Origin of the sequence: Streptomyces sp. NPDC092369 (genome assembly GCF_044755245.1) — a bacterium.
Lineage (GTDB): Bacteria > Actinomycetota > Actinomycetes > Streptomycetales > Streptomycetaceae > Streptomyces.
In genome coordinates this window covers 97,348-117,552 of the sequence record NZ_JBIVQP010000002.1, presented here as the reverse complement: position 1 = coordinate 117,552, position 20,205 = coordinate 97,348, and the positions used below count along the sequence as shown (strand labels likewise).

20 protein-coding genes are annotated in these 20,205 nt (G+C 71.2%); 9 read left to right on the top strand and 11 right to left on the bottom strand.

The window, feature by feature from the left end; all coding sequences use genetic code 11:
- Positions 1 to 215: 215 nt before the first annotated feature.
- Together ACIQI8_RS10185 and ACIQI8_RS10180 are read right to left on the bottom strand one after the other, a co-directional pair.
- Positions 216 to 1,064, bottom strand: a complete 849-nt coding sequence (locus tag ACIQI8_RS10185) for a hypothetical protein (protein ID WP_402346967.1) — start codon at positions 1,062 to 1,064, stop codon at positions 216 to 218.
- Positions 1,061 to 1,627: a SigE family RNA polymerase sigma factor gene (locus ACIQI8_RS10180; protein ID WP_402346965.1), complete on the bottom strand. Its 567-nt coding sequence runs from the start codon at positions 1,625 to 1,627 to the stop codon at positions 1,061 to 1,063. The genes ACIQI8_RS10185 and ACIQI8_RS10180 overlap by 4 nt, the downstream gene beginning before the upstream one ends.
- Before the next feature lie 194 nt (positions 1,628 to 1,821).
- Here ACIQI8_RS10180 and ACIQI8_RS10175 point away from each other — a divergent pair, with 194 nt between their 5' ends.
- On the top strand, positions 1,822 to 3,273 hold the full coding sequence (locus tag ACIQI8_RS10175) for an NCS2 family permease (RefSeq protein WP_402346963.1): 1,452 nt from the start codon (positions 1,822 to 1,824) through the stop codon (positions 3,271 to 3,273).
- A 33-nt stretch (positions 3,274 to 3,306) separates the two neighbouring features.
- Here ACIQI8_RS10175 and ACIQI8_RS10170 read toward each other — a convergent pair whose 3' ends face one another.
- From ACIQI8_RS10170 to ACIQI8_RS10160, 3 genes are all read right to left on the bottom strand, one after another.
- Positions 3,307 to 4,764 carry a peptidoglycan D,D-transpeptidase FtsI family protein gene (locus ACIQI8_RS10170; RefSeq protein ID WP_402346961.1) on the bottom strand — a complete coding sequence of 486 codons (1,458 nt, stop codon included), beginning with the start codon at positions 4,762 to 4,764 and terminating at the stop codon, positions 3,307 to 3,309.
- 72 nt (positions 4,765 to 4,836) lie between these two features.
- On the bottom strand, positions 4,837 to 6,144 hold the full coding sequence (locus ACIQI8_RS10165) for an amidohydrolase family protein (RefSeq protein WP_402346959.1): 1,308 nt from the start codon (positions 6,142 to 6,144) through the stop codon (positions 4,837 to 4,839).
- 40 nt (positions 6,145 to 6,184) lie between these two features.
- The gene (locus ACIQI8_RS10160; RefSeq protein WP_402346957.1) at positions 6,185 to 7,360 is read right to left on the bottom strand and encodes a trans-sulfuration enzyme family protein; all 1,176 of its coding nucleotides are present in this window, start codon (positions 7,358 to 7,360) and stop codon (positions 6,185 to 6,187) included.
- A 151-nt stretch (positions 7,361 to 7,511) separates the two neighbouring features.
- Here ACIQI8_RS10160 and ACIQI8_RS10155 point away from each other — a divergent pair, with 151 nt between their 5' ends.
- On the top strand, positions 7,512 to 7,973 hold the full coding sequence (locus ACIQI8_RS10155) for an Lrp/AsnC family transcriptional regulator (RefSeq protein WP_402346955.1): 462 nt from the start codon (positions 7,512 to 7,514) through the stop codon (positions 7,971 to 7,973).
- Positions 7,974 to 7,982: 9 nt separating this feature from the next.
- Here ACIQI8_RS10155 and ACIQI8_RS10150 read toward each other — a convergent pair whose 3' ends face one another.
- From ACIQI8_RS10150 to ACIQI8_RS10130, 5 genes are all read right to left on the bottom strand, one after another.
- A complete protein-coding gene (locus tag ACIQI8_RS10150; protein WP_402346953.1) occupies positions 7,983 to 8,825 on the bottom strand; it encodes a PhzF family phenazine biosynthesis protein in 843 nt (280 codons plus the stop codon).
- Between the two features lie 186 nt (positions 8,826 to 9,011).
- Positions 9,012 to 9,677, bottom strand: a complete 666-nt coding sequence (locus ACIQI8_RS10145; protein ID WP_402346951.1) for a response regulator — start codon at positions 9,675 to 9,677, stop codon at positions 9,012 to 9,014.
- Positions 9,678 to 9,707: 30 nt separating this feature from the next.
- Positions 9,708 to 11,006, bottom strand: a complete 1,299-nt coding sequence (locus ACIQI8_RS10140) for a sensor histidine kinase (RefSeq protein WP_402346949.1) — start codon at positions 11,004 to 11,006, stop codon at positions 9,708 to 9,710.
- A gap of 45 nt (positions 11,007 to 11,051) precedes the next feature.
- Complete coding sequence (locus ACIQI8_RS10135; protein ID WP_402346947.1) at positions 11,052 to 11,522, bottom strand: GNAT family N-acetyltransferase; 471 nt, start codon at positions 11,520 to 11,522, stop codon at positions 11,052 to 11,054.
- A gap of 5 nt (positions 11,523 to 11,527) precedes the next feature.
- Positions 11,528 to 12,301, bottom strand: a complete 774-nt coding sequence (locus tag ACIQI8_RS10130) for an IclR family transcriptional regulator (protein ID WP_124002368.1) — start codon at positions 12,299 to 12,301, stop codon at positions 11,528 to 11,530.
- 137 nt (positions 12,302 to 12,438) lie between these two features.
- Here ACIQI8_RS10130 and ACIQI8_RS10125 point away from each other — a divergent pair, with 137 nt between their 5' ends.
- Complete coding sequence (locus tag ACIQI8_RS10125) at positions 12,439 to 13,968, top strand: aldehyde dehydrogenase (NADP(+)) (protein ID WP_402346945.1); 1,530 nt, start codon at positions 12,439 to 12,441, stop codon at positions 13,966 to 13,968.
- A gap of 25 nt (positions 13,969 to 13,993) precedes the next feature.
- Positions 13,994 to 14,602: a DUF1349 domain-containing protein gene (locus ACIQI8_RS10120; RefSeq protein ID WP_402346943.1), complete on the top strand. Its 609-nt coding sequence runs from the start codon at positions 13,994 to 13,996 to the stop codon at positions 14,600 to 14,602.
- Here the strand turns inward: ACIQI8_RS10120 and ACIQI8_RS10115 are convergent.
- Positions 14,577 to 15,932 (bottom strand): MFS transporter, encoded by a 1,356-nt coding sequence (locus tag ACIQI8_RS10115; protein ID WP_402346941.1) that lies wholly within the window; start codon positions 15,930 to 15,932, stop codon positions 14,577 to 14,579. The genes ACIQI8_RS10120 and ACIQI8_RS10115 overlap by 26 nt on opposite strands.
- Positions 15,933 to 16,002: 70 nt before the next feature.
- Here ACIQI8_RS10115 and ACIQI8_RS10110 point away from each other — a divergent pair, with 70 nt between their 5' ends.
- From ACIQI8_RS10110 to ACIQI8_RS10090, 5 genes are all read left to right on the top strand, one after another.
- A complete protein-coding gene (locus ACIQI8_RS10110) occupies positions 16,003 to 16,998 on the top strand; it encodes a GlxA family transcriptional regulator (protein WP_402346939.1) in 996 nt (331 codons plus the stop codon).
- Positions 16,995 to 17,513 carry a GNAT family N-acetyltransferase gene (locus ACIQI8_RS10105; protein ID WP_402346937.1) on the top strand — a complete coding sequence of 173 codons (519 nt, stop codon included), beginning with the start codon at positions 16,995 to 16,997 and terminating at the stop codon, positions 17,511 to 17,513. The genes ACIQI8_RS10110 and ACIQI8_RS10105 overlap by 4 nt, the downstream gene beginning before the upstream one ends.
- An 89-nt stretch (positions 17,514 to 17,602) precedes the next feature.
- A complete protein-coding gene (locus ACIQI8_RS10100) occupies positions 17,603 to 18,334 on the top strand; it encodes a DsbA family oxidoreductase (RefSeq protein ID WP_402346935.1) in 732 nt (243 codons plus the stop codon).
- A gap of 97 nt (positions 18,335 to 18,431) precedes the next feature.
- Positions 18,432 to 19,517, top strand: a complete 1,086-nt coding sequence (locus ACIQI8_RS10095) for an aminotransferase class V-fold PLP-dependent enzyme (protein ID WP_402346933.1) — start codon at positions 18,432 to 18,434, stop codon at positions 19,515 to 19,517.
- 45 nt (positions 19,518 to 19,562) lie between these two features.
- Entirely contained in the window at positions 19,563 to 20,180 is a 618-nt protein-coding gene (locus tag ACIQI8_RS10090) for an RNA polymerase sigma factor (protein WP_402346932.1), read from the top strand.
- Positions 20,181 to 20,205 lie beyond the last annotated feature (25 nt).

Below are 20,205 nucleotides of genomic sequence, written 5' to 3'. Positions count from 1 at the left end.
GGTTGCTTTCGGTGCGGCGAGACACCCCGGAAAGGTCGAGCGCCCCGCCGGTCGTCACCGGCGGGGCGCTCTGCTGCTGACCGAGGGGGGCTCAGGTCAGCAGGTCCACTGTCCCTCTTATGGGCGAGGGATGTAGCAGATTCGCTCAGTTGTGCGTGTCTACGTGTTATCAGATGCCCAGAACCTGTCAAAGGTTGCGTCGTTCCCGGAAGTTCTCACGAGTCGCCCTCATCACTCGAATGACTCGCGAAGTCGCCGCCCACGGACCGCAGTTGGCCCGAGGCCGTGCCCTCGACCGTGTAAGCGTCGTCCTTCGCATCACGGTCGCCGCGCTCGTGGTTGTACTGCCCGGCGAACACCCACTCGCCCTTGGGGACCGTACGCCCCTCCTTGAGCACCCAGGTGTAGACGAGGAAGCCGCCCCGCTCGGCGACCGTCACGGTGAAGTCCTGTTCCGGCAGCGACCGCCAGGAACCCGTCGTCGACACCCCACCGGTCTGCGCGACCTTCAACCGCACGGTGAGCGAGGTCAGTTGCGCGGAGGTCCTGAGCGTGATGTCGCTCTGCGCCCAGAAGTCGTTGCTGTGCGGGTCCACCGAGCCGTCCGACCGCACCGGGCCGTCGCTCTCGCCGGCCGTGTCCGGCAGCACGGGGGAGGAGGAAGTGGGCGTGGGAGAAGGGGTACCGCTCGCCCGGTGCGACTGCGACGGCCCGCTCGGCGTCTGCTTCACCGGCGGCACGGGCACCCGGCTCGTGGCGTCGGGCGACGGCGTGGGCGTCGGCGAGACCGTGACCGTCTCCCGCTGCTGCGGAGCGGCGTCGTCCTTCACCGCGGACGCCACCGCGTACCCGCCGACCGCCAGCAGGCCGGCCACCGCGGCCGTCGCGCCCACCACCCGCGCCCAACTCCACACCGGCGGGCGGGTCGACCGGTGGCCCGGGCGGTCCCGCTCGCTCATGCCCCGCTCGATCCGGGCCAGCATGCCCGCCCGGTCCGGCTCGTGCGCCTCGGCCGCCTCGTGCAGCCGGGCGCGCAGCTCGTCGTGCACGTCCCGCTGCCTCATCGCGCCCGTCCTCCGCTCTCGCCGCCGCGCACCATCGCCGCCTGCACCTTCTGTGGCACGTCCCGCGCGCCCAGCAGTCGCTGCAGCTCGGCCATCCCCTTGGACGTCTGGCTCTTCACCGTACCCACGGACACCCCGAGCGCGAGCGCGGTGTCCTTCTCCGAGAGGTCGAACGCGTGCCGCAGCACCACGCACGCCCGCTTGCGGAACGGCAGTCTGCGCAGCGCCTCCTGGACATCGACGACGCCGGCCACATCGGGGTTCTCGGTCTGTTCCGCGCGCTGCGACCAGAACAGGGAGATCCGCCGGCGCTCGCGCACCGCGCCGCGGATCCGGGACCTGGCCAGGTTGGCGACGACCCCACGGGCGTACGCCACCGGGTGGTCGGCGGCGCGGACCCGGTCCCAGCGGTGCCACAGGGCGAGCAGCGCGTCCGCCGCGAGATCGTCGGCGGCGTCGGCCTCGCCGGTCAACAGGTGGGCCAGACGGGCGAATTCGGCGTAGTGCCGTTCGAAGAAGGCGTGGAACTCCGCGGAGGCCGCGTCGTCGACGACTGTCCCCACGGTGACCTCTTCTGGCGGTGTATACCCTGACGATCTTCGTGTGTCATGGCGCTGACACGCGATGGTAACCGCTTCCATGACGCCACTTGCGCAACTTTGATTCCGTAACACGGAGAAAACCTGTAACAGGTGGGACGCGGGAACAATCCAGCCAGCATCCGCACACAGATCATCAGGCAACGAGGAGTTCCGCCATGTCCGAAGCGCAGCAGGTGGCCGACCGGCCGAGTGCCGCACCACCACCCGGGAACAGCGTCGACAGGTACTTCCGGATCTCCGAACGGGGATCCAGCTTCGGCCGCGAGGTTCGCGGCGGTTTCGCCACCTTCTTCACGATGGCCTACATCCTCGTCCTCAACCCGATCATCCTCGGCAGCGCGAAGGACAAGTTCGGCCACCAGCTCGACACCGGTCAACTGGTCACCGCCACCGCCCTGGTGGCCTGTGTGATGACGATCATCATGGGCGTCGGCGGCAACCTCCCGCTCGCCATCGCCGCCGGACTCGGCCTCAACGCCGTCGTCGCCTTCCAGTTGGCCCCGCTGATGAGCTGGGACGACGCGATGGGCCTCGTCGTCCTCGAAGGCATCCTGATCTGCGTCCTGGTCCTCACCGGGCTGCGCGAGGCGATCATGAACGCCATCCCGCAACAGCTCAAGCAGGCCATCGGTGTCGGCATCGGCCTGTTCATCGCCTTCATCGGCTTCGTCGACGCCGGGTTCGTCAGCCGGATCCCGGACGCCGCGAACACCACCGTGCCGGTGCAGTTGGGCGCGGTCGGCCGGCTCACCGGCTGGCCGGTGCTGGTGTTCTGCGTGGGCGTGCTGCTCACCATCGCGCTCATCGCGCGCAAGGTGAAGGGCGCGATCCTGATCAGCATCGTCACCATGACGATCGTCGCGATCATCATCAACGAGATCGCCGACATCAAGAGTTGGGGCCTGACCACACCCAAGGTCCCCGACAAGATCGTCGACACCCCCGACTTCGGACTCGTCGGTCACTTCAGCCTGTTCGGCGGCTTCGCGCAGGCCGGCGTCATCACCGCCGTCCTGCTCGTCTTCACCCTGGTCCTGTCGGACTTCTTCGACGCCATGGGCACGATCGTCGGCATCAGCGCGGAGGCCGGACTGCTCGACGACGACGGCAAGGTGCCCGGCATCGGGCGCGTGCTGTTCATCGACGGCGCGGCGGCGGTGGCCGGCGGCCTCGGCTCCGCGTCCTCCAACACCGCCTACATCGAGTCCGCGGCCGGCGTCGGCGAGGGCGCCCGCACCGGCTTCGCCAACCTGATCACCGGCGGCCTGTTCGGTCTCGCGCTCTTCCTCACACCGCTGCTCACGATCGTCCCGCTGCAGGCCGCGGCCCCCGCGCTGATCGCCGTGGGCTTCCTGATGATGACCCACGTCAAGCACATCGACTGGGACAAGTACGAGATCGCCATCCCGGCGTTCCTGACCATCGCCGCGATGCCGTTCACGTACTCCATCACGGACGGCATCGGCGCGGGCTTCCTCGCCTACGTCCTCATCAAGGCGGTCCTCGGCAAGGCCAAGGAGGTGCACTGGCTGCTGTGGGGCGTCTCGGCCCTGTTCCTGGTGTACTTCGCGATCGATCCGGTGGAGCAGATCCTGGGCGTGAAGTAGCGCCGGTCGGCGTGAAGCAGCCCTACGGGCAGGTCAGTTCTTGAGCGCCGCCTCCATCACGGCCTTGGCCACGGGGGCGGCGAGCCCGTTTCCGCTGACCTCCGAGCGGGCCGCGTCGGACTGCTCGACGACGACCGCCACGGCGACCTCCTTGCCGCCCGAGTCGGACTTGCCGTACGAGGTGAACCAGGCGTACGGCGTCTGGCTGTTGTTCTCGCCGTGCTGGGCCGTGCCCGTCTTGCCGCCCACGGTGACGCCGTCGATCCGCGCGTTCGTCCCCGTGCCGTCCTCGACGACCGTCTGCATCGCCGACTGCAGCTGCTCGGCGGTGGTGGAGCTGACGATCTGCTTCGTATCGGTGCTGTCGTCGTAGTTCTCCAGCACGTCACCGCCGCTGTCGGTGATCTGCGAGACCATGTGCGGCGAGACGAGCTTGCCGCCGTTGGCGATCGCGGCCGACACCATGGCCATCTGGAGCGGCGTCGCCGTCACGTCGAACTGGCCGATGCCCGTCAGGGCCGTGGACGACTTGTCCATGTCGGAGGGGTAGACGCTGGTGTACGCCCGTACGGGGACGTCCAGTTGGTCGTCGTTGAAGCCGAACTTCTCGGCCATCGCCCGCAGTTTGTCCTGGCCGAGATCGACGGCCATCTTCGCGAAGACGTTGTTGCAGGAGTAGCGCAGCGCGGTGCGGATGGTGGCGTTCTCGCAGGGCGCGGACGTGTTCTCGTTCGCCAGGACCCTGGTCGTGCCCGGCAGCGTGTACGGATCCTCGCTGTCGGTCTTCGTGTCCACGTTCGGGTACAGACCGTCCTCCAGCGCGGCCGCCGCCACGACCAGCTTGAACGTCGAACCGGGCGGCAGCGGTTGCCGCAGCGCGCGGTTGGTCAGTGGCTTGTCCGGGTCCGCGTTCAGCTTCTTCCACGCCGTCCCGGCCGTGTTGGCATCGGTCAGCGAGGTCGGGTCGTACGACGGTGTCGACACGACCGCCAGGATCTTTCCGGTCTTCGGATCGATCGCGACGGCGGCGCCCTTCTTGTCGCCGAGCGCGTCGTACGCGGCCTTCTGCACGTCCGGGTCGATCGTCGTGACCACGTTGCCCGGGGCGGCCCGCTGGCCGGTGACCGTGTCCATCACGGTCTTCAGCCGGGTGTCCGTGCCGTTGAGGAGATCCTGGTAGATCCCCTCCAACTGCGTCGGCGCGTAGGCCTGCGAGGCGTACCCCGTCACCGCCGCGTACAGCGAGCCGTCCTTGTACGTCCGCTTGTACGCGAGGTCTCCGCCCTTGGTCCGCGCGGAGCCGGTGATCGAGTCCCCGCCCACGATGATGTTCCCGAGCGGGTCCGCGTACGTCTCGATCGCGTTGCGCCGGTTGTCCTTGTCGTCCGCGAGCGCCTGGCCGTCGTAGAACTGCACCCAGGTCGCCCTGACCAGCAGGGCGAACACCAGGAGCAGCACGAAGACGGACGTTCGCCTGATCGTCCTGTTCATGCTGCTGTGGAGGACGAGCGGGAGCGGGCGAATCGTTCCCCTCCGACCGTATTTCTCATCTTTCTCAGGTTGTTACGGGCGCCACGTACCGTCCAGGGGGATGCCGGCGGCGGCCGCGACGCGGTCGCGGGAGTCGAGCAGCCGGGTCCGGAAAGCCGGCAGGTCCACGCCCACCAGGACGCCGTCGCGCTTGACCACGCGGCCGGCGACGAGGACGGTGTCGACCAGTCCGGGGTGGCCGGCGCTGACGATCGTGCCGATCGGGTCGGTGACCGGGAAGACGGTCAGGTCGTCGGTGCGCAGCAGGATGACGTCGGCGTCCTTGCCGGGGGTGAGGCTGCCCGTGCGGGTGTCCAGACCGCAGGAGCGGGCGGCGTCGACGGTGGTGAACTCCAGCAGGTCCCGGCAGCGCAGGCCGCCGTCCAGACCGCGCTGCACGGCGAGGGCCGTACGCATCGTGGAGAACAGGTCGCCGCCGACCGACGGGACGTCGTCGACGGACAGCGTCGGGCGCAGGCCCGCGGCCAGTACCCGGCCGGTCATCGGCCAGCCGAAGCCCATCTTCAGTTCGACGTCCGGGCTGATCGACACCGAGGCCCCCGCGTCGGCGAGCATGCGCAGCTCTTCGTCGCCGAGCCCGTTGGCGTGCACGAACGTGGTGGTGTCCCGCAGCAGGCCGTGCTCGTGCAGATCGGCGACCGGGTGCCGTGTGCCGTCGCCGCCGCTCGCGCCGTCTCCGTCGACGTGCAGGCTGGTGCGCAGGCCGAGTTCGGCCGCCAGCTTCAGCTCCCGGGCGACGGTGTCCATGCCGGTGTCGTCGGCGCCGCGCAGCCCCAGCGCCATGGTGACCGGACCGTCGCCGGGCAGGTCGTTGCGAACGCGGCGGATGTCGGCGTCGACGTCGTCGGCGGTGCCCCAGCCCGCTCCGAGGCAGAAGATCGACCGCCCCGGCGCGTCCCGCAGCGCGGCGACGGCGGCGTCCTCGTGCGCGTGGCCATGAGCGACGTGGTACCAGTCCAGCATCGTGGTCACTCCGGAGTGCAGGGCCTCCAGGCGGCCGAGGAGGGTGCCCGCGTAGACGTCCTCGGGCCGGTAGTGGGGCTTGACCGTGCCGTGCATGGCCCGCGCCCACTCGGGGAACGTCCAGTCCGCGCCGACGCCCCGGAACGCGGTCTGCCAGGAGTGGCGGTGGTTGTCGACGAAGCCGGGCATGACGATCCGGTCGGTGGCGTCGATCAACTCGGCGTCCGGCGCGTCGATGCGCGCGGCCACCTCGACGATCACACCGTCCTCGATCAGCACGTCACCGCGGTCGAGATCGCCGACGGCAGGGTCCATGCTGACCACGGTGCCGCCGGTGAGCAGAGTCTTGGTCTTCATCGGGGGAACTCCTTCACAGATGCTTTCGGACGGTTGAGGATCACGTCGTGGTGAGCACCGCGTCGGCCGCGGCGAGCGCGTCGGCGACCAGGTCCGCCGTGTCCTCCGTGCCGGCGGCGAGCCGGACCAGGCCCAACGGCACCGATTCGGCCAGCTGTTCCTCGCTGAGCATTCCGCGCCACATGGACGCCGGATGCACGGCCAGCGACTCCACGCCGCCGAGGCTGGCCGAGCGCCGGGGGTAGCGCAGCCGGCCGAGGAAGGCGTCGGCCATCTCGAAACCTCCCGCGAACTCGATGCCGAGCACCCCGCCGAAACCGCTCATCTGGTCGGCGGCCAGCTTGTGTTGGGGGTGGGTCGCCAGACCGGGGTAGTGCACCTTCGCCACCGCCGGATGCGCGCTCAGCGCCTCCGCGAGCGCCAGACCGTTGGCGTTGTGCCGCGGCACCCGCAACGGCAGGGTGCGCATGCCGCGCAGCAGCAGCCACGCGTCGATCGGGCCGAGCGTGGCACCGGTGAGCAGCCCCACGTCCCATATCCGGTCCAGGATCTCGGCCGGCCCGGCCAGCACTCCGGCGGAGACGTCCGCATGGCCGTTGAGGTACTTGGTCGCGCTGTGCCAGACCAGATCGATGCCGAAGTCCGCCGGCCGCTGGTTCAGTGGCGTGGCGAAGGTGTTGTCCGCCATGGTCAACACGTCGTGCGCGCGGGCCAGTTCGGCCACGGCGCGCAGGTCGGTGATCTGCAGCAGCGGATTGCTCGGGGTCTCCACCAGGATCAGGCGGGTCCGCGGGGTGAGCGCCCTCGCGAACGCCTCCGGTTCGGTCTGGTCCACGAGCGTGGTCTCCACCCCGAGCCGCGGCAGCAGGTTCAGCAGTACCGACGCGGTGCCGCCGTACGTGGACCGCTGCCCGATGACATGGTCACCGGCGGACACCAGCGCCAGCACGGCCGTGGTGAGCGCGGCCATCCCGGACGCGGTGACCAGGGCCGCCTCGGTGCCCTCCAACTCGGCGACGACGGCGGAGACCTGGGCGTGGTTCGGGTTGCCGAAGCGGGTGTAGAAGTCCTTGCCCCGCGGCTCGACGGCACCCCGCGCGAACGTCTCCGCGTCCTCGGCCGAGAACGCCGCCGTCTGGTAGATGGGCGGGGCCACGGCGCGGCTGGGATGGACCTCGCGGTCGGCGTGAACGGTGATGGTGCTCCTGCCCGGCATGGTGGCCCTTTCGTGGAGTCCGTACGACTCCTGGAAGCGTGACCGGCCGGCGCTCGGATGTGACCGGATCTCAGCAATTTTGGCAGTAAATTGCGCTCATGGAGGGCGCATAATTGTGGTAGACGGTCTGCACGAGCAATAATCTGTCGCCATGGATGAAGTGGACCGGTCGATTCTGGCCGTGCTCGAACAGCACGGCCGCATCAGCAACAACGAGCTCGCCGCCCGCGTCGGGCTCTCTCCCTCACCCTGCCTGCGGCGCGTGCGGCAGCTGGAGGAGGCCGGGGTCATCCGCGGCTACCGCGCGCTGATCGATCCCGCCGCCGTCGGCCGCGGACTGCGGGTCTTCGCCGGGGTCCGGCTGGTACGGCACACCCGCGCCGACGTGGTCGCCTTCGAACGCGGAGTCACCCAGCTGCCCCAAGTGGTCGCCTGCCACCACATCACCGGCAACTTCGACTACCTCCTCCAGGTGGAGGTGGCCGACCTGCCCGCCTACGAGGACTTCCACGCCAACCAGCTGGCCACCCTGCACGGCGTGGCGACGGTGAGCAGCTACGTCACCATGAAGACGCTGACCGCCGAGACCGGCACAGGCACCGGTCCCGTATGACGGCGGCGGTCAGAGCGTGATCGTGCCGCGGACGCAGACGACGGCCGCGCCGCTGACCCAGACCGTGCCGTCCGCATCGGCGGTGATCTCGATGCTCGCGGCCCGTCCCAGCCGCGTGCCCTGGGAGACCCGGTAGGAGGAGGGCGCGGCGCCGATCGAGGTGAGCCACTGGCCGACGGCGGCGTTCATGCTGCCGCACGCGGGGTCCTCGGGCACGCCGACGCCGGGGGCGAAGGTACGCAGCTCGAAGCGGTGCCGGGACCCTTCCGGGTAGGCCCCGATCGCGCCGACCATCGCGGTGGGGATGAGGGAGAGGTCGGGTTCGAGGGCGAGGACCTCCTCGGCCGTGGGCAGCTGGAGAACGGCCCAGCCGGGACCGTTGTCGACCCACTGGTGGGCCACGACCCGGTCCCGTTCGATCCCGAACGCGGCCACGAACCGGTCCAGGTCATCGTCGTCGAGCGCGCCCTCACGCACGCGTGGCGGGGCGGCGAAGGACAAGGTGTCCTCACCCCGACGCACGGTGACCAGACCGGCGGCGCACTCCTGCACGACGTGGTCGGCGTGCTCCGGTGCTCCGCCGTTCTCCAGCCAGGCGCGCGCGGAGCCGAGGGTGGGGTGCCCGGCGAACGGGAGTTCCCCGTCCGGAGTGAAGATCCGCAGCCGGTAGTCCGCCTCCGGGACGGTGGGCGGCAGCACGAACGTGGTCTCGGACAGGTTCGTCCAGCGCGCCAGGCGCTGCATCTGCTCATCGCTCAGGTCCGCCCCGTCCAGGACGACCGCGACCGGGTTGCCGGAGTAGGGACTCGTGGGGAACACGTCGACCTGCACGAACGGGCGGGTACGCGGCATGGACATCATGGCCTTTCGAGCGGCAGTGGCGGACGCGGGTTCATCCCAACTGACGCCCGCCCGGCGAGGACAGGGCCAGTCGCGACAAAGTGGATTGATGTGCGGCGGCGGAGAGGTGGCGGATGCCGGCCGAAGGACCGGTGCGGTGCGCACCGGAAGCCTCTGGACCCCGGCATGCCGTCGTTGTCAGGAAGGGCGCAGAAAACCCGCCTCGTACGCCGCGATCACGGCCTGAGTCCGGTCCCTGGTGCCGGTCTTCGCCAGTACGGACGCCACGTGCGACTTCACGGTGGCCGGGCCGACCGCCATCCGGCCGGCGATCTCCGCGTTGGTCAGCCCCTCCGCCAGGTGCCGCAGCACCTCGCTCTCCCGGCCGGTGAGCCGTGCCACCCACGCCGGCGGCGTCACGTACGCGCGCGCGTGCTCGGCGGCCAGCGTCCGCAGGGCCGACGGGAACAGCAGGTTGTCGCTGCGCGCGACGAGCCGTACCGCCTGCACGAGCGCGTCGGCGTCGGCCCGCTTCAGCAGGAACCCGGCGGCTCCGGCGCGCAGCGCGTCGTACACGTAGGAGTCGTTCTCGAAGGTGGTCACGACGACGATCCGGGGCGGCTCGTCGAGCGCGGCGAGGATCTCCTCGGTGGCCCGGATGCCGTCGATCCCGGGCATGCGTACGTCCATCAGCACGACGTCGGGCCGCAGCTCCCGCACGACGGACACCGCCGCGTCCCCGCTCGCCGCCTCACCGACCACCTCCAGGTCGGGCTCGGCGGAGAGGATGGCGCGCAGGGCGGTACGGACCATGCGCTCGTCGTCGGCGAGGACGATCCGGATCGGGGGGTGCGGGTGGGGCATGCGGGCTCCTCCAGGGCGGGTGGGTCGGTTTCAGGCCGGGAACCTCACCGGCAGGCGTACGTGCAGACGCCAGGTCCCGGCGCCGTCCGGCCCCGCCCGTGCCGTCCCGCCCAGCAGCCGGGCCCGGTCCGCGATGCCGCGCAGCCCGTGACCCCCGCCGAGGCGCGGGGAGCCGGTCGACACGGGAGGGTCGGCGAGGGGGTTCTCGACGCTGATCTCCAGGTGGTCGTCGGCGAGTTCGACGCACAGCGTCACCCGCACGTCGTCACCGGCGTGCCGGACCGCGTTGCTCAGACCCTCCTGGACGATCCGGTAGGCCTCGCGGGACAGCACCGGCGGCAGGGCGTCGGGGTCGGCGGGCACGGTCGCCGTCAGGCGGAGGCCACCCGCGCGGACGCGGCTCAGCAGGCCGTCGAGGTCGGCGGCGAGGGTGGGGGCCGGACCGGTGCCAGGAGCGTCGCCGTCTCTCAACACGCCCAGGACAGCGTCCAGTTCGCCCACCGTTCGTCGCGTGGTGTCCTCGATCGCGGCCAGCGCCTCGCGCACGAACTCCGGGTCGGAGTCCAGGACGCGCCGGGCCGCGCTCGCCTGGAGGGTGACCGCGCTGAGCGCGTGGCCCACGGAGTCGTGCAGCTCGCGGGCGAGCCGGTTGCGTACCGCGAGGTCGGCGGCGCGGGCCTCGGCCGCCGCGAGCCGGTCCTCCGGGGCCGGCCCGAGCAACGCCGGTGCCCAGCGCGCCAGCAGCGCCCCGGCACCGGCCGCGCACCCGGCGAGCGCGAGCAGGCACGCGATGCCCGCGACCGGCGAGAGCGCCAACGCCCAGGTGTGGTCGAGGACTTCGGGCAGTCCGAGCCGACTGTCGCGCAGCCACGCGAACAGCGGCAGCACGATCAGGACGACGGCGAACGGCGGCACCGCCAGCGACATCCCGGCGACGATCCCGCCGAACCCGAGATGCAGCGCGAACCAGGCCGCCGTCCGCCCCTTGGCGGCCCGGGTGCGGGCGGGGCCGTAGACCAGCCGGTCCGCGTCGACCCCGCACAGCCACCGGACGGCGCTCGCCTCCAGCGGGCGGGTCAGCGGGAACAGCGAGGTGGCGGCGGCCAGCGGCAACCCGGCCGCGAAGGACAGGAGTTGGAGCCGGAAGTCCCCGAAGACGTTCTGCGAGCCGGTGATCGGACCGACGAAGGCCTCGCCGAGCAGGACGTACGGCATGGCGAGCGCGCCGCCGAGGATCAGATGGACCCAGCGGAGCCGGGCCCGCCGGCCGAGCAGCAGCCGGGCGAACTCCCGTACCCCGGCCGTCGATCCGACTGCCGTTGCGGCCACCGCCCCGCCCGCCGGGCCGTCCCCCTCGAACCGCCGCAACGGCCCTCAACCCTCCAGCGTCAGCACGACCTCGTCGATCTCCTCGCCCCGCGCGTTCGCGAACCCGCTCGTGTGCGCCGTGACCCGGAAGCCGCACTTCTCCAGGACCCGCCGCGACCCGGCGTTGTCCGCCGCCGCCCGTGCGTACAGCGGGCGTTCGGGTCTCTCGGCGAGCAGCGCCCGCAGCGCGGCCGTGGCGATCCCCTGCCCCCAGTAGGCGCGGTCCACCCAGTAGGTGACCTCAAGCTCGCCGGGCTCCCCGTACAGCCCCGCGCTGCCGACCACGTCACCGTCGGCGAGGATCGCCCACTGGATGGCGGAGGAGGCCCGGATCCGCTTCCAGTGCGCGTCGAAGTAGTCCCGGTCAGCCGGGTCCGCGGGGGTGAAGGCGGCCATGCGCAGCGACTCCGGGTCGTTCAACTGCCGGTAGAAGACCGGCAGATCGCTGTCGTGGACCGGGCGCAGTACGACGTCCATGTGGTTCAGAGCCTCCGGGTCGCCAGCGTCAGCCGGTCGCGCGCGTCGAACAGCGCGTCCTTCACCATCTGTTCGTGCGCGGGTGTCAGCCGCGCCACCGGCACCGAGCAGCTGATCGCGTCACGGGCCGGGGTGCGGTACGGGATCGCCACACCGAAGCAGCGCAGCCCCAGCGTGTTCTCCTCGCGGTCCACCGCGAAGCCCTGCTCCCGGATCTGGTTGAGCTCCTCGATCAGCTTCTCGCGGTCGGTGATCGTGTGCTCGGTCAGCGCCGGCAGCGTCTCGGGCAGCATCTTGCGGACCTGCTCGTCGCTGTAGGTGCTCAGCAGCGCCTTGCCCAGCGAGGTCGAGTGCGCCGGCAGCCGGCGGCCGACCCGGGTGAAGGGGCGCAGATAGTGCTGCGACTGGCGGGTGGCCAGATAGACCACGTTCGTGCCGTCCAGACGGGCCAGGTGGATCGTCTCGGTCGTGTCGTCCGAGAGCCGGTCCAGCGTCGGCCGCGCCGCCGCGACCACCTCGTCGCCGTCGATGTACGACGTGCCGACCAGCAGCGCCCGTACGCCGATCCCGTACCGCGTGCCCGTCGCGTCCGTCTCCACCCAGCCCAGTTCGACCAGGGTGCGCAGCAGCATGTACAGGCTGGACTTGGGATATCCGACGGCCTCCTGCACGGACGCGAGCGAGTGCATACCGGGGCGACCGGCGAAGTACTCCAGCAATTCAACCGTCCGCACCGCGGACTTGACCTGCGCCCCGCCGCCTGTCTCGCCTGCCGACATCGCCCTTGACCCCTTCGTTGGACGGGAAATAGTCTCCAACAGCATATTCATCATCAGAGACAGCGTTCAGCATATCGAACGACCCTGGTGAAATGACCCAGATAGTACGTCGCCAGATTTACCTGGAGGGACCCGCGGTGGCAGCAGCACCAGTCTGGAGTGTCGACCCCCGTACCGGGAAGCAGCGCGAACAGGTTGCGGTGGAGGCCACAGCCCAGGAGGTCGACGCCACGGTACGCGCCGCGCACGAGGCGCGCGCCTCGCTCGCCGACCGCGCGGTCCGCTCGGCCTTCCTGCGCACCGCCGCCGATCAGCTGGAAGCCGCCAAGGACGGTCTCGTCGAGACCGCCGACGCGGAGACCGCGCTCGGCCCGGTCCGGCTCACCGGCGAACTCGCCCGCACCTGCTACCAGTTGCGCGCGTTCGCCGATATCGTCGACGAGGGCGCATTCCTCGACGTGATCATCAACCACCCCGACGCCACCGCGACCCCGCCGATCCCGGACCTGCGCCGGTACAAGGTGCCGCTGGGCGTCGTCGCCGTCTACTCGGCCTCCAACTTCCCCTTCGCCTTCTCGGTCGCGGGCGGCGACACGGCCTCGGCGCTGGCCGCCGGCTGCCCGGTCGTCGTCAAGGCGCATCCCGATCATCCGGCGCTGTCCGAGCTGGTCGCCAAGGTGCTGCGCCGGGCGGCCACCGCGCACGGCATCCCGGCCGGTGTCGTCGGTCTGGTGCACGGGTTCGAGGCGGGCGTCGAGCTGGTCAAGCACCCGCTGGTCAGCGCGGCCGGTTTCACCGGGTCGGTGCGCGGAGGGCGGGCGCTGTTCGACGCGGCCGCCGCGCGTCCGACGCCGATTCCGTTCCACGGTGAGCTGGGGTCGCTCAACCCCGTCGTGATCACCGAGGCGGCGGCGGCCGAGCGGGCCGAGGCGATCGGGACGGGTCTCGCGGGCTCGATGACGCTGGGTGTCGGGCAGTTCTGCGTGAAGCCCGGGATCGTGTTCGCGCCGGCCGGGGCGGCGGGGGACCGGCTGGTGAAGTCGCTGACGGACGCGGTCAGCGACACGGACGCCGGAGTGCTCCTCGATCACCGGATGCGGGACAACTTCATCGCCGGGGTCGCCGAGCGGGCCGAACTGCCCGAGGTGGAGTCGCCGGTCACTCCGGGGGCGGGGAGTCAGCACACCGTCAGCCCGGGGTTCCTTACGGTGGCCGCGGAGAAGCTGGCGGCGGAGGGGGCGTACGACCTGCTCCTTGAGGAGTGCTTCGGACCCGTGACGGTGGTGGCTCGCTACGAGGACGAGAGTGAGCTGCGGGGGGTGCTCTCCCGGCTGCCGGGAAACCTGACGGCGACGGTTCATGTGTCTTCGGAGGAAGCGGACGGAGAAGGCCGGGGTGCGGAGATCCTGGCCGAGTTGACTCCGCTCGCCGGGCGGGTGCTGGTGAACGGCTGGCCCACGGGTGTCGCCGTGGCTCCGGCCCAGCATCATGGGGGGCCTTACCCGGCGACCACGTCCACGTCGACCTCCGTCGGCGGTACGGCGATCGAGCGGTGGATGCGACCGGTTGCCTATCAGGGTGTGCCGGAGGCTCTGCTGCCGGTCGAGCTTCGGGATGAGAACGCGTTGGGGCTGCCCCGTCGGTTCAACGGGCGGTTGGAGCGGTAGGGCGCGCCCCTGAGAGACTCAGCGGATGGACTTGGAACTTTCCGAACTGCCCTTCGGGCTTCGTACCTATGGCCCCGCCGGTAACTGGTCCTACGAGGACGGTGTCCTCACCGGGTGGGCCGGGCCCAGGCAGGACCGATTCGTACCGCCCACCGATGAGGGACTGGACCCCGCCGCCGACGCGCCCCGCTTGCTGGGGGCGCCGGACGGGGACTTTCAGCTGATCGCCCGTGTCACCGTCGGGTTCGCCAAGGCCTTCGATGCCGGGGTGCTCTACGTCCATGTCGGTGACCGGGCCTGGGCGAAGCTCTGCCTGGAGTACTCCCCGGATGTGCCGACCGTCTGCACGGTGGTCACCCGGGGGCACTCCGATGACGCCAACTCCTTCACCGTGGAAGGGAGTTCGGTGTGGCTGCGGGTCAGCCGGACCGGACGGGCCTTCGCTTTTCACGCCTCCCGTGACGGAGAGCGGTGGACCTTCGTCCGGCTCTTCACGCTGGGCAGCGAGAAGGAGACGGACGCGGCGCTGGTGGGCTTCATGACGCAGTCGCCGATGGGGGAGGGGTGTGTCGTGACGTACGACCACATCGAGTTCCGGGACAGCTGGCCTATCGACCTGCGCGACGGAAGCTGAGGAAGGCCGTCACCGTGAAGAGGGCCGCGCTGATCGTCAGGCTCTCCCGCAGGCCCGCGGTGAACCCGTCGGAGACCAGCGCCCCGAACACGGCGATCCCCAGCCCCCCGGACACCTGCCGCGCCGAGTTGAGCACACCGGCCGCGAGTCCCGCCCGTTCGGCCGGCACCGCGTCCATCATCGCGATGGTCAGCGGTGGGACAGTCAGGGCACAGCCGAGGGCCATCGGGACGAGGAGCCAGGCCACCAGGAGCGGCGGCGTGCTCTCGTCGACGCAGAGAAGAACGAGTGAGCCCAGCGCGGCGAGCGACTGGCCGATCAGCATGGGCAGTCGGGCGCCGTGGCGGGCCGCCATCTTGCCCGACACGAGGTTCGTCACCCCGATCAGACCGGTCATCGGCAGGAACATCAGCCCGGCGTAGAGCGCCGAACGCCCCTGCACCTGCTGGAAGAAGAGAGAGAAGAGGAAGACCAGGCCGAAGAAGGCGACACTGCACGCGACACCCGACGCGACCGCCACGGACACCGTACGACTGCGGAACAGGCCGAACGGCACCACCGGATGCGACCGGCGCAGCTCGATCCGGACGAAGAGCACGCCCGCGAGGATCGCGACGAGCAGGGCGACGATCCCGGTCACCCCGCCCTCGATCACCGCGAAGGTCACGGCCGTGAGCGTGATCACCGCCAGCAGTTGGCCCGGCAGGTCCAGCGGTGCGGGCCGGCGTTCCGAGCGCGGCGCCCGGAGCAGCAGCAACAGCGCCACTGCGCCCAGCGGCAGGTTGATGAAGAAGACGCCCCGCCAGTCCCAGATCGTGGTCAGCGCACCGCCCGCCACTGGGCCGAGGGCGACCGCCACCGCGCCCCCGGCGGCCCAAGTCGCCACCGCCCGCGCCCTCTTGGCCGGTTCGGTGTAGGCCTGTCGTACGAGGGACAGCGAGGCCGGCAGGACGACGGCCGCCGCCACACCCTGCGCCACGCGCGCGCCGATCAGCGCGGGCAGGTTCGGGGCCAGGCCGCAGGCCGCCGAGGCGAGGGTGAAGACCGCGATGCCGATCGCGTACGCGCGACTCGCCCCGGCCCGGTCCGAGAAGGCACCGGTGGAGAGCATCAGCGCGGCGAAGGACAGTGTGTACGCGTCGACCACCCACTGCAGTCCCGACATCCCGCCGCCGAACGCGTCCTCGATGGACGGCAGCGCCACGTTCACCACGGACGCGTCGAGGCTGATGAGCGCGAAACCGAGGAGGGCGGCGGTGAGGGTGAGCACGGCGGACGAGGGGGAAAGGCCACCGGCGTGGGGCTTCAGCGGGGTCGCGGTCGTTGGCATGCTCCCATGCTGCGGAACCGCGACGACGTAGAGTAGTGGCCCGAACGCCATACATCCGGAGGTTCTGGCCATGGCCCGGCTCAGCCGTCCTCGTCGGGTCGCCGTCGTCGCCGCGACCCCCGTCTCGATGTTCAACCTGGCCATCCCGGAGCTGCTGTTCGACCGGGTCGAGATCGACGGGGAGCCGGGCTACGAGACGGTCATCTGCGCCCCGCAACCGGGACCCGTCCCCACCACGGGGGGCCTCGAACTGCACGTACGGCAGGGCCTCGACGTCGTACGGGACGCGGACATGGTCCTCGTCGTCGGCACGGGTCACCGGTACACACCCGACCCGCGCACGGTGACCGCCCTGCGCGAGGCCGCCGCCGCGGGCAAGCGCATCGCCTCCATCTGCAGCGGCGCGTTCGCCCTGGCCGAGGCCGGCCTGCTGGACGGCCGCCGGGCCACGACCTACTGGAACCAGGCCGAGGAACTGCGCAGGCGTTATCCGGAGGTCGACCTCACCGGCGACGTCCTCTACGTCCAGGACGGCCAGGTCCTGACCTCCTCCGGCTACGCCGCCGGCATCGACCTGTGCCTGCACATGATCCGCACCGACTACGGCGCCGCCGTCGCCAACGAGGTCGCCCGTCTCGCCCTGGTCGCGCCCGTACGGCCCGGCGGCCAGACCCAGTTCACCCACACCCCGCTGCCGCCCGAGCGCGGCGAGGCCTGCGCCGACACCCGCGGCTGGGCCATGCGCCACCTCGACCGGCCGCTCACCCTCACCGACCTCGCCCGGCACGCGGGCGTCAGCGTGCGCACCCTCACCCGCCGCTTCCACGCCGAGAGCGGGGTGAGCCCCTTGCAGTGGCTGCTGCACCAACGCGTCGAGCGGGCAAGGGAGTTGCTGGAGACCACCGCCCTGCCCATGGACCAGGTGGCCCGCGCCTGCGGCCTCGGCACGGCCGACTCGCTGCGCGCCCACGTGGTGCGCAGGACCGGTCTGACGCCGAGCGCCTACCGGGCGCAGTTCAGCCGCCTCGGAACCGGAGCGGCCGCGGACTCGTCATCGGTTGCATGATCAGAGAGCAAGCCGCGGCCGGCCGGGTGATCCGTACGGTCCTGCCCGCCGAGGTCGCGACCGTCACCGCCCTGCACGCGCGCGCCCGGGCCACGTACTACCCCGAGGGGGTCCCGGACGACGGCACCGACTGGCTCGCCGCCTGGCAGGGCGCCATCGAGCGGCCCGAGGGGCATGTGCTGTGCCTCGTCGAGCGGGGGCGCATCGTCGGGCTCGCCTCCTTCCGCACCCCGCAGGGCGCCCCCGCCGACACAGTCAAGCTGTTCCAGTTCCATGTCGACCCCGACCACTGGCGCTCCGGTGTCGGCAGGTCCCTGCACGCGGCCTGCGTGGAGCAGTGGCGGGCCGACGGCAGACGGACCGCGGTCCTCGACGTGCACGTCGACAACCACCGCGCCCAGGCCTTCTACGCCCGCCTGGGCTGGACACCGGACCCGGAGAACCCGCCGGTCGAGGGCGACCACCACCGCTACCTGCGCTTCGACGTGCCGGGAGCGGGAGGACCCGGGGAATGAAATCGGCCGGCTGAACGTTCTTGCGGCCGGCGGAGGGTCCCTCCGTATCCCTTCGAGGTATCCCCTTCGAGCCGGAAAGAGCCGAGAGCATGCGCGTCGAGATCTGGTCGGACATCGCCTGTCCCTGGTGCTACGTGGGCAAGGCCCGCTTCGAGAAGGCGCTCGCCGCCTTCCCGCACCGCGAGCAGGTCGAGGTGGTGCACCGCTCCTTCGAGCTGGACCCCGGCAGGGCCAAGAACGACGTCCAGCCCGTGCTCGGCATGCTCACCAAGAAGTACGGCATGAGCCAGGCACAGGCCCAGGCCGGCGAGGAGAACCTGGGCGCGCAGGCCGCCGCCGAGGGCCTGGAGTACCGCACCGAGGACCGCGACCACGGCAACACCTTCGACATGCACCGTCTGCTGCACCTCGCCAAGGAGCAGGGCCGCCAGGACGAGCTGATCCAGGCCTTCTACCAGGCCAACTTCGCCGAGGAGCGCTCCGTCTTCGCCGAGGGCGACGAGCGGCTCGTCGAACTCGCCGTGGGGGCGGGCCTCGAAGCCGAGGATGCCCGCAAGGTGCTCGCCGACCCGACCGCCTACGCCGACGACGTCCGCGCCGACGAGCGCGAGGCCGCCGAACTCGGCGCGAACGGCGTGCCGTTCTTCGTCCTCGACCGCAAGTACGGCGTCTCCGGCGCCCAGCCCGCCGAGGTCTTCGCACAGGCGCTGAGCCAAGCGTGGGGCGAGCGGTCGCCGCTGACGCTGATCGACCAGGGAAACGCGGGAGGCGACGCCGACGCGTGCGGTCCGGACGGGTGCGCGGTGCCGCCCCGGCCGTGAAAGCCGCAGCTCGGAGCGGACGTATAAGCGTTCCTTAGCGGTACCCCGTAAGAATCGGCAATGGACTACGAGTTCCGGCGGGCCCACAGTGGATGCCATGGAGACCACGGAGAGCACGCAGACCGCCGGGACCACTGCCGACTTCGCGAGCCTCGTCCGGGACGAGTTCGCCCCGAGGAACACCTATCTCAACAGCGCGAGCAGCGGGCTGATGCCGGCCCGCACGGTGGCCGCCATGCGGGTCGCCGTGGAGGCGGCGGCCGCCGGGGCGCCGACCGACATGTTCGGGGACGTCGAGGCGAGCCGGGCCTCCTTCGCGCGGCTGGTCGGGGTGCCCGGGCGCCGGGTGGCGGCCGGGGCCTCGGTCGCCGTCTACAGCGGCCTGGTCGCCGCCTCGCTGCCCGCGGGTGCCGAAGTCCTCACCGCCGAGGGCGACTTCAGCTCCACGGTCAACCCCTTCCACGTCCGCTCCGAACTCAAGGTGCGTGCCGTGCCGTTGGAGCGGCTCGCCGAGTCGATTCGACCCGGCACCGCGCTCGTCGCGGTCAGCGCCGCGCAGTCCGCCGACGGCCGGATCGCCGACCTGCCCGCGATCCGGGCGGCGGCCCGCGAGCACGGGGCGCGCACGTACATCGACGCGTCCCAGGCGGCCGGTTGGCTGGACTTCGACGCGAACGCCTACGACTACAGCGCCTGCGTCGCCTTCAAGTGGCTTCTCTGCCCGCGGGGCGTGGCCTTCCTGGTCGTCCCGGAGGACCTCGGCGCACTGCCGCCGCTGTTCGCCGGCTGGGTGGCGGGCGAGCACCCCTGGGACTCCTGCTACGGCCCCGTCGAGGAACTCGCCCATTCCGCACGGCGGTTCGACGAGAGCCCCGCCCTCTTCTCCTACGCCGGCGCCCGCCACTCCCTCGGGCTCCTGGAGGACATAGGGGTGGACGCCGTACGCGCCCACGACCTCGCGCTTGCCGACCGCTTCCGCGCGGGCCTGGCCACGCTCGGCCACGAGCCCGTCCCCGCACCCGGCTCCCCCATCGTCTCCGTACCCGGACTCGGCGTCCGCCAGGGCGAGTTGAGTGCCGCCGGGATCGAGGTCTCCAACCGCGCGGGCAACCTGCGTGCCGCCTTCCACCTGTACAACACCTCCACCGACGTCGACCGGCTGCTGGACGTCCTGTCCTCCTGAACCACTGGCGCGCCGCCCGCGCGGACGCTAGGAAGGGCACCAGGGGTGGTGGTGCCGGTGGAGTCCACGGGCGATACGTCCAGGCAACCCGCCGTCGACGCGGAGCTGCACAGGCGCCTGGTCTACGGGGACGAGTCCGCGCTGACCGAGGCGTACACGGCGTACGGCTCGCTGGTGCGGCGCGTCGCGGCGCGGGTCACCCGCAGCCCGGCCGCCGCGGAGGACGTGGCGCAGGAGGTCTTCGCCCAGCTGTGGAGCAGGCCGTACGCCTTCGACGCGCGCCGTGGCAGTCTGCGCTCCTGGCTGTCCATGCTGGCCCACCGCCGGGCCGTGGACTGGGTGCGCAGCGAGGCACGGCACCGCAAGGACGCCCGCGCCGACGACTCGGCCCTGCACGCCATCCCGGACGCGGCACCCGGCCCCGACGAGGCGGTCGTCGACCGCGAGCGCTCTCTCCTGTTGCACTGCGCCCTCGCCGAACTCCCGCGGTCCCAACGGGAGGTGGTGCACCTCGCCTATTTCGCGGGCCGCACCTACCGGCAGGCCGCCGTCGAACTCGGCATCCCCGAGGGCACCGCCAAGACCCGGCTGCGCACGGCTTTACGCACCTTGGCCGAGTCTTTGGCCGACCCACCGGACCCCGCGCTCGAAAGGGGCGCATGATGGCGGAAGAGTGCGGGACCGAAGC